At 70.0% G+C, this 15,412-nt stretch carries 13 protein-coding genes; 4 read left to right on the top strand and 9 right to left on the bottom strand.

From position 1 onward, the window contains the following. Positions 1-49: 49 nt before the first annotated feature. Positions 50-436, bottom strand: coding sequence for a DUF6059 family protein (locus tag OG504_RS52410; RefSeq protein WP_405987815.1), 387 nt, complete (start codon positions 434-436; stop codon positions 50-52). 175 nt (positions 437-611) lie between these two features. Here OG504_RS52410 and OG504_RS52405 point away from each other — a divergent pair, with 175 nt between their 5' ends. From OG504_RS52405 to rfbB, 3 genes are read left to right on the top strand one after another with little or no spacing between them, the layout of a single operon-like run. Next, complete coding sequence (locus tag OG504_RS52405; protein WP_405987816.1) at positions 612-1,859, top strand: class I SAM-dependent methyltransferase; 1,248 nt, start codon at positions 612-614, stop codon at positions 1,857-1,859. Between the two features lie 7 nt (positions 1,860-1,866). Continuing rightward, a complete protein-coding gene (locus tag OG504_RS52400; RefSeq protein WP_405987817.1) occupies positions 1,867-2,511 on the top strand; it encodes a dTDP-4-dehydrorhamnose 3,5-epimerase family protein in 645 nt (214 codons plus the stop codon). Continuing rightward, the gene (gene rfbB, locus OG504_RS52395) at positions 2,508-3,500 is read left to right on the top strand and encodes a dTDP-glucose 4,6-dehydratase (protein WP_405987818.1); all 993 of its coding nucleotides are present in this window, start codon (positions 2,508-2,510) and stop codon (positions 3,498-3,500) included. Before OG504_RS52400 ends, rfbB begins: the two co-directional genes overlap by 4 nt. Before the next feature lie 74 nt (positions 3,501-3,574). Here rfbB and OG504_RS52390 read toward each other — a convergent pair whose 3' ends face one another. Then, positions 3,575-4,579 carry a Gfo/Idh/MocA family protein gene (locus tag OG504_RS52390; protein ID WP_405987819.1) on the bottom strand — a complete coding sequence of 335 codons (1,005 nt, stop codon included), beginning with the start codon at positions 4,577-4,579 and terminating at the stop codon, positions 3,575-3,577. Between the two features lie 240 nt (positions 4,580-4,819). On the opposite strand from OG504_RS52390, the gene OG504_RS52385 reads away from it, so the two are divergent. Continuing rightward, positions 4,820-6,226 (top strand): NDP-hexose 2,3-dehydratase family protein, encoded by a 1,407-nt coding sequence (locus OG504_RS52385; protein ID WP_405987820.1) that lies wholly within the window; start codon positions 4,820-4,822, stop codon positions 6,224-6,226. A gap of 14 nt (positions 6,227-6,240) precedes the next feature. On the opposite strand, the gene OG504_RS52380 is transcribed toward OG504_RS52385, so the two are convergent. From OG504_RS52380 to OG504_RS52350, 7 genes are all read right to left on the bottom strand, one after another. Beyond that, complete coding sequence (locus tag OG504_RS52380) at positions 6,241-7,221, bottom strand: NAD-dependent epimerase/dehydratase family protein (protein WP_405987821.1); 981 nt, start codon at positions 7,219-7,221, stop codon at positions 6,241-6,243. A 51-nt stretch (positions 7,222-7,272) separates the two neighbouring features. Next, entirely contained in the window at positions 7,273-8,340 is a 1,068-nt protein-coding gene (locus OG504_RS52375; RefSeq protein ID WP_405996222.1) for a glucose-1-phosphate thymidylyltransferase, read from the bottom strand. 69 nt (positions 8,341-8,409) lie between these two features. Beyond that, on the bottom strand, positions 8,410-8,565 hold the full coding sequence (locus OG504_RS52370) for a hypothetical protein (protein WP_405987822.1): 156 nt from the start codon (positions 8,563-8,565) through the stop codon (positions 8,410-8,412). A 67-nt stretch (positions 8,566-8,632) separates the two neighbouring features. After that, a complete protein-coding gene (gene ahcY, locus OG504_RS52365; RefSeq protein ID WP_405987823.1) occupies positions 8,633-10,084 on the bottom strand; it encodes an adenosylhomocysteinase in 1,452 nt (483 codons plus the stop codon). Then, positions 10,074-10,931 (bottom strand): methylenetetrahydrofolate reductase [NAD(P)H], encoded by an 858-nt coding sequence (gene metF / locus OG504_RS52360; protein WP_405987824.1) that lies wholly within the window; start codon positions 10,929-10,931, stop codon positions 10,074-10,076. Before metF ends, ahcY begins: the two co-directional genes overlap by 11 nt. Next, positions 10,928-14,428, bottom strand: a complete 3,501-nt coding sequence (metH, locus tag OG504_RS52355; RefSeq protein ID WP_405987825.1) for a methionine synthase — start codon at positions 14,426-14,428, stop codon at positions 10,928-10,930. The genes metF and metH overlap by 4 nt, the downstream gene beginning before the upstream one ends. Next, complete coding sequence (locus OG504_RS52350) at positions 14,425-15,408, bottom strand: carbohydrate kinase family protein (RefSeq protein WP_405987826.1); 984 nt, start codon at positions 15,406-15,408, stop codon at positions 14,425-14,427. Before OG504_RS52350 ends, metH begins: the two co-directional genes overlap by 4 nt. Between the last annotated feature and the right edge of the window lie 4 nt (positions 15,409-15,412).

Raw genomic sequence — 15,412 nt, 5'->3', positions numbered from 1 at the left:
GTCGGCCCGGTGGTCGCCGCCAGGCTCCGGCCGCCCGCTCGAATCGTGGTCAACTCTGCGTCGGGCCGCGGCCGCCGCTCCGGTGACCGGGCCACAGTTCGCGCGCCAGCTGCTGCTCCGCCTCGGACAGCGGCACGCCCTTGCACAGCCGCTCGGGGTGTCCCTCGGGCAGCCCGCGCAGCCCTGGCGACAGCAGCAGCCTCTCCGACAGCCACGGCGTCGCGGGCCAGTCGCTCCAGCCCGCGCCCCGGTAGAGGCCGTAACAGCCGTACAGCGCCGCGGAATCGGCCCGTTGGTCGACGTGGCCGACGAACATCGCGCCGTAGGCCATCAGGCTTCGCCAGACGGGCGCCAGGACGTAGTCGGCCAGGACGCGCCTGATCCACATGGCGCTCGTGGCGCGCCCGCTCCGGGCCCGCCCTGAAGGGGACAGCATCCGTTTCACCTCAGTCCTCCGCACCTTGGCTCCTGGATCGCTACAGAAGGTTCCGGGAGGTGCTCGTGCCGTGGTGGAGCGGCAGTGGGCCGACCACTGGTCGACCGTTGCTCGAGGGTTTCCTCCCCACAATGGGGCGCCGCGCGGGTCAGACCCGTTCCTCGATGGAGGTCACATGAAGATCGACAAGTGCCGCATCTGCGGCAACCGTTCGCTGGTGCCGGTGCTGGACCTGGGCCGGCAGGCTGTCACCAGCATCTTCCCCAAGACGCGCGAGGAGGAGATCCCCGCTGTTCCGCTGGAGCTCGTCAAGTGCTCGGCGCCGGACGGCTGCGGTCTGGTGCAGCTGCTGCACACGACGGACTTCTCGCTGATGTACGGGGACCACTACGGCTACCGGTCAGGTCTCGGCGAGTTCATGATCCGTCATCTGCAGGGCAAGGCGGCCTCCCTGATGGAGCTGACGGGAGCCGGTCCGGGTGATCTCGTCGTGGACATCGGCAGCAACGACTCCACGCTGCTGCGCGGCTACCCCTGCGCCCCGGACGAGCGGCCGGACCTGGTCGGCATCGACCCGACCGGCGGCAAGTTCCGCGCGTTCTACCCCGAGCACACCGAGCTCATCACCGAGTTCTTCTCCCGCAAGGCCTTCACCGACCGGTTCGGGAACCGTCGCGCCAAGATCGTCACCTCGGTCGCCATGTTCTACGACCTGCCGCGTCCCCTGGAGTTCATGCAGGACGTCCACGACATCCTCGCCGAGGACGGCGTCTGGCTGATGGAACAGAGCTACATGCCGGCGATGCTGGAGGCGACGGCCTACGACGTCGTGTGCCACGAACACCTCGAGTACTACGCGCTGCAGCAGATCGAGTGGATGGCCGGGCGCGCGGGGCTGAAGGTCGTCCACGCCGAACTCAATGACGTCTACGGCGGCAGCCTGTGTGCCGTGCTCGCCCGGCAGGACTCCCCGCGCCCGGTGGACGAGACGTCCCTGGAGCTCATCCGTGCCCGGGAAGCCGCGCTTCGCCTGGACACGATGGCACCGTACGAGGCGTTCGCCTCCCGGGTGCGGCGCTACCGCGAGGAGCTGGTGGAGTTCCTCGACACCTCACGCAAGGAAGGCAAGCTGACCCTGGGCTATGGGGCATCGACCAAGGGCAACGTGATCCTGCAGTACTGCGGACTCACCGCGGACGACCTGCCCTGCATCGGCGAGGTCAACGAGGAGAAGCACGGCGCCTTCACCCCGGCCACCAGGATCCCGATCGTGTCCCAGGAGGAGGCGAGGTCCCGCCGGCCCGACCAGCTCCTCGTCCTGCCCTGGATCTACCGGGACGGGTTCGTGGAGCGGGAGCGCGCGTACACGGCCGGTGGCGGCAAACTGGTCTTCCCGCTGCCCGTCCTCGACGTCGTGCGGTGAGGCGGCCGTGACCACGCACGCCGAACGGATCACCGAGGTCGCCGGCACCCAGGTCCGTGCGCTCGCCGTCGAGGGATGTTTCGCGTTCACCCCGCAGGTCCACCGGGACGAGCGCGGGGTCTTCGTCTCGCCCCTGCAGGACGAGGCCTTCGTCGCTGCTGTCGGCCACCGCTTCCCCGTGGCCCAGACCAACCACAGCAGGTCGGCCCGGGGCGTGCTGCGTGGCATCCACTTCACCACGATGCCGCCCGGCCAGGCCAAGTACGTCCACTGCGCCCGGGGCAGGGCCCTCGACATCGTGGTCGACCTGCGTCTGGGCTCGCCCACTTTCGGAGTCTGCGACACCGTGCGGATGGACACGAGGACGTTCCGCTCGGTGTACCTCGCGGAGGGGGTCGGTCACGCCTTCCTGTCCCTGAAGGACGACACGGTGATGTCGTACCTGGTGTCCACCCCCTACCGGGCCGAGCTGGAGCAGGCCATCGACCCGTTCGATGGCACGCTCGGCCTGCCCTGGCCGAAGAACGTGGAGTTCACGCTCTCCGCACGGGACCGTGCCGCGGTCTCCCTGGCCGAAGCCGAAGCTCTCGGCATGCTCCCGCGCTACGCGGACTGCCGGGCCGGCCTTGCCGACGCAAGCGGGACGCGATGACGGCGGCCCGCATCCTGGTCACCGGTGGAGCGGGATTCATCGGCTCGCACTACGTGCGTACGCTGCTGGGTCCGCAGGGCGACCCGGCCGTCCGGATCACCGTGCTCGACAAGCTGACCTATGCGGGCAGCCTCTCCCATCTGGCGCCGGTGCGGGACTGCGGACGGCTGTCGTTCGTCCGGGGCAGCATCAACGACGCCACGCTCGTAGACGCCCTGGCCGCCGAGCACGACCAGGTGGTCCACTTCGCCGCCGAGTCCCACGTCGACCGGTCCATCGAGAGCTCCACGGATTTCGTGCAGACCAATGTGGCCGGGACGCACACGCTGCTCGACGCGGCGCTGCGCCACGGGGTGGGCACCTTCGTGCACGTCTCCACCGACGAGGTGTACGGGTCGATCGACACCGGGTCCTGGCCGGAGACGGACCCGATCAGCCCCAACTCGCCCTATTCCGCGACCAAGGCGTCCAGCGATCTGCTCGCGCTGGCCCACCACCGCACGCACGGTCTCGACATACGGGTGACGCGCTGCTCCAACAACTACGGTCCGTACCAGTTCCCGGAGAAGCTCGTCCCGCTGTTCATCACCGCCCTCCTCGACGGCGGCACCGTTCCGCTGTACGGCGACGGCGGCAACGTGCGGGACTGGCTGCACGTCGATGACCATGTGCGCGGAATCGAGCTGGTGCGGACCCGGGGCCGGGCGGGTGAGGTCTACAACATAGGCGGCGGCACCGAGCTCTCCAACAGGGAGCTGACCGGCCTGCTCCTCGAAGCATGCGGAGCCGGCTGGGACAGCGTGCGGCACGTCACCGACCGCAAGGGGCACGACCGCCGGTACTCGGTCGACTGCACCAAGATCACCGAAGAACTCGGCTACCGCCCGCTCACGGACTTCGTCGCCGGCCTCGCCGGGACGGTGGCCTGGTACCGCGACAACCGCGCCTGGTGGGAACCGCTGCGCCGGCGGCCGGCGCCAGCGGCATGATCCGCCCGGGAGAGGCACCAGCGGGTGTCTCTCCCGAACTGCGCGGCCGCCACGTCCCGCGGGCCGGGTTCGTCTCAGAGCGCGGCGGCCGCGCGCATCGCGGTCAGCAGATCGGCCTGGGCCAGCAGGTCCGTGTGGTCGTGGGCGTCCGTGCCGCCGGCGCGCACGGTGCGTACCGCGGCGGCGAACTCAGCGAGCGTCCGCACGGCCTGGTCCGCGGCGGCCGCCTCGACCGGCTCCGTGCCCCCCGAGCGCTCCAGCAGAATCCGCGGGCCCTCGTCGGCCGGCGGGGTGAACGCCCGGTCGACAGTGATCCGGCCGGCGCTGCCCCACACCTGGTAGGCGCTGCGGTACGCGTGCTCCATGCCGAAGGTCAGCTGCGCGGTGACGCCGTCGGCACGGCGCAGCAGGGCCGCGCCGGCGGTGTCGACGCGGCGTCCGGCGCCGACGGACAAGGTCGCGCCGACCGTCTCCAGACCGGGGCCGAGCAGATGGACCGCCGCCCGCACCGGATAAAGCCCCACGTCCCACAGGGCGCCGCCGCCGAGTTCCGGGTCGTGACGGATGTCCGTGTCGGCGCGAGCGGGAATGGCGAACACCGCGTGCAGAGCGCGCAGTTCGCCGATGGCCCCCGCGGCGAGGAGCCGACGTACCACGGCGTGCTGCGGGTGGTGGACAAACATGACGTTCTCCCGCAGCACCAGACCGCGCCGCTGGGCCAGCGCCAGTAGCTCCCGGGTGCGACGGGGGTCGGTGGTCAGCGGTTTCTCGGCCAGGACGTGCTTGCCCGCGAGCAGCGCCGCCTCGACCCACTGGTCGTGCAGCGCGACGGGCAGCGGGAGGTACACGGCGTCCACGCCGTCGTCCGCGAGGAGGTTCGCGTAGCCGGCGACCGGGCGGCCGCCGTGGCGGCGGGCCATGGCGGCGGCGGTGTGGGCCGAACGGCTGCCGACGGCGGCGAGTTCGACGTCCGGCGCGGCCGCCATCGCGGGCATCATGCGGCGGCGCGCGATCTCGGCACAGCCGAGGACGCCGAAGCGCACGGGGGCGGCGGGTGGCACGGGCGGGTGGTACCGCATGGCGGCGACTCCAGTCGTGCGGTGCGTCGGTGCACGGCGAAGGACGGGCGGTGATCCGGTCCACGGCGGCTCGTTCCCGGGTCGAGGTGGCGTCGAGCCGCTTCCCTGAGAGTGAGATGGACCGCGGTCCATCGGACACGACCCGGTGCCCGCGCGATCGGGCGGCCCTGGGCATTCTCGGCTGACGCCCCTCGCTCCGGGCTTGAGTCCTGGAAGATCCCCCAGCAGAGAGGTCCTCACATGTTCTCCGACACGGCAGAGTTCCACGACTGGTTCACGCAGCGGTGCCGCGTCAACTCCTACAAGGTCACCAAGGTTCCGCTGGACCGTCTGGACGGCTGGTCGGTGGAGAAGGACTCGGGAAACCTCACACACCGCAGTGGACGGTTCTTCTCCGTCCAGGGCCTGGACGTGACGGATTCGGGCCGCGCCGTCGACGCCTGGCAGCAGCCCGTGATCGTCCAGCCGGAACACGGCATCCTAGGGATCCTGGTGAAGGAGTTCGACGGGGTGCCGCACTGCCTGCTGCAGGCGAAGATGGAGCCGGGCAACATCAATCTGGTGCAGCTGTCGCCGACGGTCCAGGCCACGAAGAGCAACTACACACGGGTGCACGGCGGCCGTCCGGTGGCCTACCTCGAACACTTCGTCGCGCCACGCACGGGACGTGTGCTGTTCGACGCGCTCCAGTCGGAGCAGGCGTCCTGGTTCCTCGCCAAACGCAACCGCAACATGATCGTTCTGACCGACGAGGACGTGCCCGTCCTGGACGACTTCTGCTGGCTGTCGTTCGACCAGATCGCCGAACTGCTGCAGATCGACGATCTGGTGAACATGGACACCCGTACCGTGCTGTCCGGTGCGGTGGCCCTGCGACCCCGCCCCGCCGCCGGCGAGGACGGCAGTTTCTCGGCGGCTCTGGTGGACTCTCTTCGTCCGCAGGCCCGTTCGTTGCACGACACGACCGATCTGCTGAGCTGGTTCACCGAGGCCAAGGGCCGGGCAACCCTGTCGCGTCGCCTCATCCCGTTGTCCGAGGTGCGTGACTGGTCGGCCGCGGACGGGGTGATCGCCCACGACGAGGGACGGCACTTCACCGTCCTCGGCGTGGCGGCCGAGGCTCCCAGCCGTGAGGTGGCCGGCTGGACGCAGCCCATGTTCGCGCCCCGCAGCCGAGGCGTGATCGCCTTCCTGGTCCGCCGGGTGGCCGGAGTGTTGCATCTGCTGGTGCAGACCCGGGTGGAAACCGGTGCGCTGGACCGCATCGAGATGGCGCCCACCGTGCAGTGCCAGCCGGCGGACTACGCGGGACTGCGGGCCGGACGGCCGGCGTTCCTCGACGAGGTGCTGTCGGCATCGGCGAGGCAGATCCGCTTCGACGCCCTGCAGTCCGAGGAAGGCGGTCGCTTCTACCACGCGCACAGCCGCTACCTGCTCATCGAGGTGGACGAGGACTTCCCGCTGGAGGTACCGCCGGAATTCGCCTGGATGACGGTGCGTCAGCTGATGGATTTCGTCCGCTTCGGCAGCCACCTCAACGTGGAGGCGCGCAGTCTGCTGACCCTCCTCGGTTTCCTGCCCGCCGACGCGCAGCGCGCAGCGACGGCCTTCGAGCCCGACCGGCTGCTCCTGCCGGCGGTCGCGTAGCGGCGGGCCGGCGCTCAGCCGGCACCGCCGGCGACGGCGTCCGTGCGCACGGTGTCCCACATCGCCCGCACGGACGCCTCGATGCCGTACCGCGGGCGCCAGCCGAGCAGCCGCCGGGCGCGGGAGGGATCAACCATGATCCAGTCGCCGCCCTGGCCGACGATCTCGCCGCGCCGGGTACGGACGACCTCGGGCGGCAGCCCTGTGGCCGCGACCAGTGTGCGTACCAGTCCGGCGATCTCCGGGGCTTCTCCCCGGCCGACGTTGACCACCGGCCCGAGGGCGTCGTGCCGCGCCGGGCGCGGGCGGCACGCCGACCGGACGACCGCGTCGGCGGCGTCGCGCACGTCGACGTAGTCACGGCGGGCGTCCGCGACGGTCAGTTCGATCCGGGTGTCGGGGCCGGCTTCGGCGAGCCGGAACGCGAGGGACCCGAGGAAGCTCTGCCGGGCCGGGTGCGGGCCGATGGTGTTGGCCATGCGCAGCACCGTGGCGTCGACGGTGCCGTCCTGCACCGCGTCCAGGACCAGTCTGGAGGCGGTGAGCTTGGCGCGTGGGTAGGGGGCCTGCGGCTCGGGGCGGGTCCGCTCGGTCACGGACGTGCCGTACGGACACGGGCCGTACTCGTGGATGGTGCCGAGCTGCACCAGCCGGGGGCGCTGGGGTGCCGGCATCAGGCGCAGCGCCTCCAGCAACCGCTCGACCAGCCCGACGTTCACGGCGAGCAGGTCGTCGCCCCAGCCGAGGGTCGCGTTGACCACGACGTCGGTTCTGCGGGCCGCGAGGAGGCCGGCGAGCCGCTCGGGGTCCGTGGCGGCGAGGTCCAGTGGTTCGAACCGGTGCGCGGCGAGGTGCTGTGCCGGTCTGCGGGCCACGGCCAGTACGTCGCTGCCCCTGGCGGCGAACGCCGTGCACAGATGGCGGCCCACGCAGCCGGTGGCGCCGAGGACCGCCACCCGGGCAGGAGGAGCGAAGGAGTCGATGGGGGACCTCAAGAACGCACTCCGTCCGGGATGTCGGCGGTTCGGGGTGGCGCCCGGCGGGCGTCAGGACGCGATCTGCACTTCGCTGTGGTCACCGAGGATCAGCCGGTTGGTGGAGGGTATGTGCAGTGCGGGGGTCACCGTCACGTTGCGGCCGATGAGAGAGCCGTGGACGCGGCCCACTCCCTCGAGGCGCGAGTCGGACAGCATGATCGAGAACTCGATCTCGCCGTTCTCCACCCGGCAGTTGTCACCGATGGAGGTGTAGGGGCCGATGTACGAGCCGCTGACCAGCGTCCCGGTGCCGATGACGGCGGGGCCGACGATGCGCGAGCCCCGAATCCGGGCACCGGCCTCGATCCTGACCCGGCCGATGACCTCGCTGTCCGTGTCCACCACGCCGTGGGTGCGCGCTTCGACGGTTTCCAGCGCGGTCCGGTTGACCTCGAGCATGTCAGTGACGTTCCCGGTGTCCTTCCAGTAGCCGTGGATCGTCGTGGACCGCACGTCACGGTGCTCGTCGATGAGCCACTGGAGGGCGTGGGTGATCTCCAGCTCGCCCCGCCAAGAGGGTTTGATGGACCGCACGGCCTCGTGCACGGCCGGAGAGAAGAGGTAGACGCCGACCAGTGCGAGGTCGCTCCTGGGCTGCTGCGGTTTCTCCTCCAGGCTCACGACCTGGCCGTCGGCGCCCAGTTCGGCGACGCCGAAGGCGGCCGGGTCGGGAACCCGGGTGAGCAGGATCTGGGCATCCGGACGCTGGGTGCGGAACTCCCTCACCAGATCGGCGATGCCGCCGACGACGAAGTTGTCACCCAGGTACATGACGAAGTCGTCGTCGCCGAGGAACTCCCGTGCGATCAGGACCGCGTGGGCGAGGCCGAGCGGTGCCTCCTGGCGTATATAGGTGACTTGAAGGCCGAAACGGGAGCCGTCGCCGACGGCTTCCTGGATCTCCCGGGCCGACTCCCCCACCACGATCCCGACCTCGGTGACACCGGCCTGTGCGATGTCCTCCAGCACGTAGTAGAGAACAGGTTTGTTCGCCACCGGCACCAGCTGCTTGGGCGCGGTGTGGGTGATGGGCCGCAGACGGGTGCCCGAGCCTCCGGACAGGACCAGTGCCTTCATACCGGTGATGATGGGCCGCATCTCTCAAGTCCTCCTCGGGACCGGGTCGTCGCGTGCCGGAGGGGCACGTCAGTCGATGCCACGGACGATGTTCGGCTCTGCCGTGTCGTCCTCGTCGACACCGGCCAGACGCAGCGGCGGGGCTGCGGTCACGGGGAAGGCGACCACGGCCGGGGGGTCGGACTGGTCGGGACGGTGCACCGGGTACGTCTCGTTGTTGTGCACGTGGTCCTCCTGCGGTCGGGACCGGGCCAAGCCGGCGTCCCGGCCGGCCCGGCCTCGGTGGCAGTGCTCAGTAGCGGTAGTGGTGCGACTTGTACGGGCCCTCGACCTCGACGCCGATGTACGACGCCTGCTCGGGGCGGAGCGTGGTCAGCTTCACGCCGAGCGCGTCCAGGTGCAGACGGGCGACCTTCTCGTCGAGGTGCTTGGGCAGCACGTAGACGTCGGTCGGGTACTCCTCGGGCTTGGTGAACAGCTCGATCTGGGCCAGGGTCTGGTCCGCGAACGAGTTGGACATCACGAACGAGGGGTGGCCGGTGGCGTTGCCCAGGTTCAGCAGACGGCCCTCGGACAGCACGATGAGGACCTTGCCGTCGGGGAACGTCCAGGTGTGGACCTGCGGCTTGACCTCGTCCTTGACGATGCCCGGGATCTGCGCGAGACCGGCCATGTCGATCTCGTTGTCGAAGTGACCGATGTTCCCGACGATCGCCTGGTGCTTCATCCTGGCCATGTCCGCGGCCATGATGATGTCCTTGTTCCCGGTCGTGGTCACGAAGATGTCGGCCTTGTCGACGACCTCGTCCAGCGTCGTGACCTGATAGCCGTCCATCGCCGCCTGCAGCGCACAGATCGGGTCGATCTCGGTGACGATCACACGGGCACCCTGCCCGCGCAGCGACTCCGCACAGCCCTTGCCCACATCGCCGTAGCCGCAGACGACCGCGGTCTTGCCGCCGATGAGGACATCGGTGGCACGGTTGATGCCGTCGATCAGGGAATGACGGCAGCCGTACTTGTTGTCGAACTTCGACTTGGTGACCGCGTCGTTCACGTTGATCGCCGGGAACAGGAGGGTGCCGTCACGGTGCATCTCGTAGAGACGGTGCACACCGGTCGTGGTCTCCTCGGTCACGCCACGGATCTCCGAGGCGAGCCGGGTCCACTTCTGCGAGCCCTCGGAGATGGTGCGCTGCAGGACCTGGAGGACGACGCGGTGCTCGTCGGACTCGGCGGTGTCGAGGGAGGGGACCTTGCCGTCCTTCTCGTACTCGACGCCCTTGTGGACAAGCATCGTGGCGTCGCCACCGTCGTCCAGGATCATGTTCGGACCGCCGGTGGGAGTGTTCGGCCAGGTCAGCGCCTGCTCCGTGCACCACCAGTACTCCTCCAGAGTCTCGCCCTTCCAGGCGAAGACCGGGATGCCCTGGGGGTTCCCGGGCGTGCCGTCCGGGCCGACCGCGACGGCGGCGGCCGCGTGGTCCTGGGTGGAGAAGATGTTGCAGGACACCCACCGGACCTCGGCGCCCAGCGCGACCAGGGTCTCGATGAGAACGGCGGTCTGCACGGTCATGTGCAGCGAGCCCATGATCCGGGCGCCGGCCAGCGGCCGGCCGGCGGCGAACTCGCGGCGGATCGACATCAGGCCGGGCATCTCGTGCTCGGCGAGGGTGATCTCCTTGCGGCCGAACTCGGCCAGGGAGAGATCGGCGACCTTGAAGTCCGTGAAGTCAGCGGGCACTGAAGCTCCTAGAGGTCTGGAGGTTGCGGTGGATGTCGAGGGCGGCGGTGGACCGGTTGAGGGTGATGTAGTGCAGCCCGGGCGCCCCTTCGGCGAGCAGCCGGTCGGCCATGGCCGTGGCGTGTTCGACGCCGATGCGGTGGCCCTCGGCGGGGTTGTCGCGCGCGGCCTCCAGCCGGTGCGCCAGTGCCTCGGGGAAGGCGGCGCCGGACAGTTCGGCGAAGCGGCGGATCTGGCGTACGTCGGTGGCGGGCATGATCTCCGGGATGATCGGGATGTCGCAGCCCGCCGCGGACACCCGGTCACGCAGCCGCAGATAGTCCTCCACGTGGAAGAACATCTGGGTGACGGCGTAGTCGGCGCCCGCTCGGCACTTGGCGACGAAGTGCCGGATGTCGCTCTCCCAGTCCGGTGAGCGCGGGTGCCGTTCGGGGAAAGCCGCCACCCCGATGGTGAAGTCGCCCAGGGACCGCACCAGTTCGACGAGCTCTCCGGCGTATGTGAATCCCTGCGGATGAGGGATCCAGGGAGCGTTGGGGGCGCCGGGCGGGTCACCGCGCAGGGCGAGGACGTCGCGGATGCCCGCATCGGCGTACTGGCCGACGATGTGACGCAGTTCGGCCGCCGAGTGGCCGACGGCGGTGAGGTGGGCGACGGGCCGCAGAGTTGTCTCGGAGGCGATACGGCGGGTGACGGCGATGGTCCGGTCGCGGGAGGAGCCGCCCGCTCCGTAGGTGACGGACACGAAGTGGGGGCAGAGCGGCTCCACCCGGCGGATCGCGTCCCAGAGGGCGCGCTCGCCCTTCTCGGTCTTCGGCGGGAAGAACTCGAAGGAGAAAGTCGTCATGCTCGTCCTCCCGCGTTGAAGTAGCCGGCCTCGGGGTGGTGAACGACGATCGCGTCCGTGGACTGCTCGGGGTGCAGCTGGAACTCCTCGGAGAGGTGGACGCCGATGCGTTCCGGCTGGAGCAGGTCGGCGATCTTGGCCCGGTCCGCGAGGTCGGGGCAGGCCGGGTAGCCCAGCGAATAGCGGCAGCCCTGGTACTCCGTATGGAACATCGCATCCAGCGAATCCGGGTCCTCGCCGGCGAAGCCGAGTTCGGAGCGCACGCGCGCGTGCCAGTACTCGGCGAGTGCCTCGGCCAACTGGACGGACAGGCCGTGCAGTTCGAGGTAGTCGCGGTAGGAGTTCGCCTCGAAGAGCTTCGCGGTCTCCTCGCCGATGCGGTTGCCCATCGTGACGATCTGGAAGCCGACCACATCGGTCTCGCCGGACTCCTCCGGGCGGAAGAAGTCGGCCAGGCACAGACGCCGGCCGCGGCGCTGGCGCGGGAACGTGAAGCGGGTGCGCTCGTTGCCCTGCTCGTCCAGGATGATCAGGTCGTCGTCCTTGGACACACAGGGGAAGTAGCCGTAGACCACGGCCGCTTCGAGGAGGTTGTCGGTCTGGAGCCTGTCCAGGAGACCGCGCAGACGCGGGCGGCCCTCGGTCTCCACGAGTTCCTCGTACGTCGGGCCGTCGCCGGTGCGGGCCTGCTTGAGGCCCCACTGGCCCTTGAAGAGGGCGCCCTCGTCCAGCCAGGACGCGTACTCCTTGAGCTGGATGCCCTTGACGACCCGGGTGCCGCGGAACGGCGGAGTGGGGACCGGGTTGTCGACGGCGACGTCGGAGCGGACGTGGCCCTCCTCGGGACGCTCCTCGGCCTCTGAGACGGCCGCCGTCGCCCGCACCCGGCGCTGCTTCAGCTCGGGCAGCTTCGCCCCGGGCACGCCCCGCTTGACACCGATCAGGGCGTCCATCAGGCGCAGCCCCTCGAACGCGTCCCGGGCGTAACGGACTTCGCCCTCGTAGATCTCGTGCAGGTCCTGCTCGACGTAGGCCCTCGTCAGCGCGGCGCCGCCCAGGATGACCGGGTAATCGGCGGCCATCCTGCGCTGGTTGAGCTCCTGGAGGTTCTCCTTCATGATCACCGTGGACTTGACCAGGAGGCCCGACATGCCGATGACATCGGCGCGGTGCTCCTCGGCGGCCTCCAGGATCGCGGAGACCGGCTGCTTGATGCCGAGGTTGACGACGGTGTAGCCGTTGTTGGACAGGATGATGTCGACGAGGTTCTTGCCGATGTCGTGGACGTCGCCGCGCACCGTGGCCAGCACGATGGTGCCCTTGCCCTCCGCGTCCGACTTCTCCATGTGCGGCTCCAGATAGGCGACCGCGGTCTTCATCACCTCGGCGGACTGGAGCACGAACGGCAGCTGCATCTGCCCGGAGCCGAACAGCTCGCCGACGACCTTCATGCCGTCCAGGAGCGTCGCGTTGACGATGTCCAGGGCCGGGCGGGTCTCCAGCGCGGCGGCGAGGTCGGCCTCCAGGCCGTTCTTCTCGCCGTCGATGATCCGCCGCTTGAGCCGCTCCTCCAGCGGGAGCGCGGCCAGCTCCTCGGCCCGGCCCGCCGTCCGGGACTTCGTGGTGGCGCCCTCGAAGAGGGCCATCAGCTTCTGCAGCGGGTCGTAGCCCTCCGCGCGGCGGTCGTAGACCAGGTCGAGGGCCGTCTTCACCTCCTCCTCGGTGAAGCGGGCGATCGGCAGGATCTTCGAGGCGTGCACGATCGCCGAGTCCAGGCCCGCCTTGACGCACTCGTCGAGGAAGACGGAGTTGAGCAGGACGCGGGCGGCCGGGTTGAGGCCGAAGGAGATGTTCGAGAGGCCCAGCGTGGTCTGGACGTCGGGGTGGGCGGCCTTGAGGCGGCGGATCGCCTCGATGGTGGCGATGCCGTCGCCGCGGGACTCCTCCTGGCCGGTGCAGATGGTGAAGGTCAGGGTGTCGATGAGGATGTCCGACTCGTGGATGCCCCAGTTCGCCGTCAGGTCCCCGATCAGCCGCTCGGCGATGGCGACCTTGTGCTCCGGGGTGCGCGCCTGGCCCTCCTCGTCGATGGTCAGCGCGATGAGCGCGGCGCCGTGCTCCTGGGCGAGCTTGGTGACCTTCGCGAAACGGGACTCGGGGCCGTCGCCGTCCTCGTAGTTGACGGAGTTGATGACCGCGCGGCCGCCGAGCTTCTCCAACCCGGCCCGGATGACCGGGACTTCGGTGGAGTCCAGGACGATGGGGAGGGTGGAGGCGGTGGCGAAGCGGCCGGCGAGTTCCTCCATGTCGGCGACCCCGTCACGGCCCACGTAGTCCACGCAGAGGTCCAGCATGTGGGCGCCCTCGCGGATCTGGTCACGGGCCATCTCCACGCAGTCGTCCCAGCGGCCGTCCAGCATGGCCTCGCGGAACTTCTTCGAGCCGTTGGCGTTCGTGCGCTCGCCGATCGCCATGTAGGCGGTGTCCTGGCGGAACGGGACCGTCTGGTAGAGGGAGGCGGCGCCCGGCTCGGGCTGCGGGTGACGCTCGGTGGGCGCGGCCTCACGGACCCGCTCGACGAGCCGGCGCAGGTGCTCGGGGGTGGTGCCGCAGCAGCCGCCGACCAGGCTCAGGCCGTAGTCGCGGACGAAATTCTCCTGCGCGTCGGCGAGTTCGGGCGCGGTCAGCGGGTAGTGGGCACCGTCCGAGGTGAGGATGGGCAGGCCCGCGTTCGGCATGCACGACAGCCGGACACGGGAGTGGCGGGCCAGATAGCGCAGGTGCTCGCTCATCTCGGCCGGGCCCGTCGCGCAGTTCAGGCCGATCATGTCGATGCCGAGCGGCTCCAGCGCGGTGAGCGCGGCGCCGATCTCGGAACCCAGGAGCATCGTGCCGGTCGTCTCGACAGTCACCGACACGATCAGCGGCACCTCGTACCCGGCGATCTCCATCGCACGACGGGCGCCCAGGATCGACGACTTGGTCTGCAACAGGTCCTGCGTGGTCTCCACGATCAGGGCGTCGGCGCCACCCGCGAGCAGGCCCTCGGCATTCTGCTGGTAGGCGTCCCGAATCGCGGTGAACGTGGTGTGGCCGAGGGTCGGCAACTTGGTACCCGGCCCCATCGAGCCCAGCACCCAGCGCTGGCGGCCGTCCCGCGCCGTGTACTCGTCCGCCGTCTCCCGGGCGGCACGGGCACCGGCCTGCGACAGCTCGGCGACGCGTTCGGCGATGTCGTACTCGCCCAGCGCACTGAGGTTCGCGCCGAAGGTGTTGGTCTCCACGCAGTCCACACCCACGTCGAAGTACGCGGAATGCACCGAGCGGACGATGTCCGGACGGGTGACGTTCAAGATCTCGTTGCAGCCCTCCAGCTGCTGGAAGTCGTCCAGAGTGGGGTCCTGCGCCTGGAGCATCGTGCCCATCGCTCCGTCAGCCACCACCACCCGGGTGGCAAGGGCCTCGCGGAGCGCGGACGCGCGGTCGGCATTCGTCATGACACGTTCCCCAGCATCGGGGCGAGCTGACGTGCGGCGGCGTCGCCGTAGGTCTCTCGCGCGTCGGCGAGAAGCCGCACCGAATCCGTCTCGTAGGACTGCGAGCCCACCTCCGCCAGCGCGGCACCCGCCAGCGTGCAGCCCATCCGGGCAGCGGCATCAGGGGGCAGTCCGTGGCTGACGGCAGCGAGGAAGCCGGCGCGGAAGGCGTCGCCGACGCCGGTCGGGTCGGTGACAGGTACGCCCGTGAGCGCGGGGACGGCAAGGTCCGGCAGACCGGCCCGGGCGATGCGGGCCCCGCGCTCGCCGAGGGTGGTGACCCAGGTGCCGACCGCGGCGAGGACCTGCTGGTGACCGAGGCCGGTGCGCTCCAGCAGGAGTGCTGCCTCGTACTCATTGGTGAACAGCCACGCGGCGCCGTCGATCAGCTCGCGCACCTGCTCTGCGGTCAGCCGGGCCAACTGCTGGGAGGGGTCGGCCGCGAACGGGATGCCGAGTTCCCTGGCCTGCCGGGTGTGGCGCAGCATCGCCTCGGGGTCGTTCGGGGCAACGACGACGAGGTCGATGCCGCCGGCGCGGGCGACCACGTCCGCGAGGTCGATGTCCGCGGCCTCCGCCATCGCTCCCGCGTAGAAGGAGGCGATCTGGTTGGCGTCCTGATCCGTGATGCACGTGAAGCGCGCGGTCTGGCGCCGTTGGGACGCACGGACCGCGCCGGTGTCGACCTGGTGTTCCTTGAGCCAGACCTCGTAGTCCGCAAAGTCCGCGCCCACTGCCCCCACCAGCAGGGGGGCCAGTCCGAGACCGCCCAGGCCGAAGGCGATGTTCGCCGCGACCCCGCCCCGCCGTACCTCCAGGTCGTCGACCAGGAAGGACAGCGAGATCTGAGCGAGCCGATCGGGGATCAGCTGCTCCGTGAACCGGCCGGGGAAGACCATGAGATGGTCCGTGGCAATGGATCCTGTCACCGCAATACGCACCTGA

It is taken from the genome of Streptomyces sp. NBC_00986, from assembly GCF_045162565.1.
Taxonomy (GTDB): Bacteria; Actinomycetota; Actinomycetes; order Streptomycetales; family Streptomycetaceae; genus Streptomyces.
The sequence above is the reverse complement of the archived record's forward strand: the minus strand, read 5'-3'. Positions and strand labels throughout refer to the sequence as shown.

What these genes read in the sequence shown, in the direction of transcription:
- OG504_RS52410 (WP_405987815.1), bottom strand. Translation starts at nt 436, where the DNA reads ATGCTGTCCCCTTCAGGGCGGGCCCGGAGCGGGCGCGCCACGAGCGCC.
- OG504_RS52405 (WP_405987816.1), top strand. Translation starts at nt 612, where the DNA reads ATGAAGATCGACAAGTGCCGCATCTGCGGCAACCGTTCGCTGGTGCCG.
- rfbB (WP_405987818.1), top strand. Translation starts at nt 2,508, where the DNA reads ATGACGGCGGCCCGCATCCTGGTCACCGGTGGAGCGGGATTCATCGGC.
- OG504_RS52390 (WP_405987819.1), bottom strand. Translation starts at nt 4,579, where the DNA reads ATGCGGTACCACCCGCCCGTGCCACCCGCCGCCCCCGTGCGCTTCGGC.
- OG504_RS52385 (WP_405987820.1), top strand. Translation starts at nt 4,820, where the DNA reads ATGTTCTCCGACACGGCAGAGTTCCACGACTGGTTCACGCAGCGGTGC.
- OG504_RS52375 (WP_405996222.1), bottom strand. Translation starts at nt 8,340, where the DNA reads ATGAAGGCACTGGTCCTGTCCGGAGGCTCGGGCACCCGTCTGCGGCCC.
- metF (WP_405987824.1), bottom strand. Translation starts at nt 10,931, where the DNA reads ATGACGACTTTCTCCTTCGAGTTCTTCCCGCCGAAGACCGAGAAGGGC.
- metH (WP_405987825.1), bottom strand. Translation starts at nt 14,428, where the DNA reads ATGACGAATGCCGACCGCGCGTCCGCGCTCCGCGAGGCCCTTGCCACC.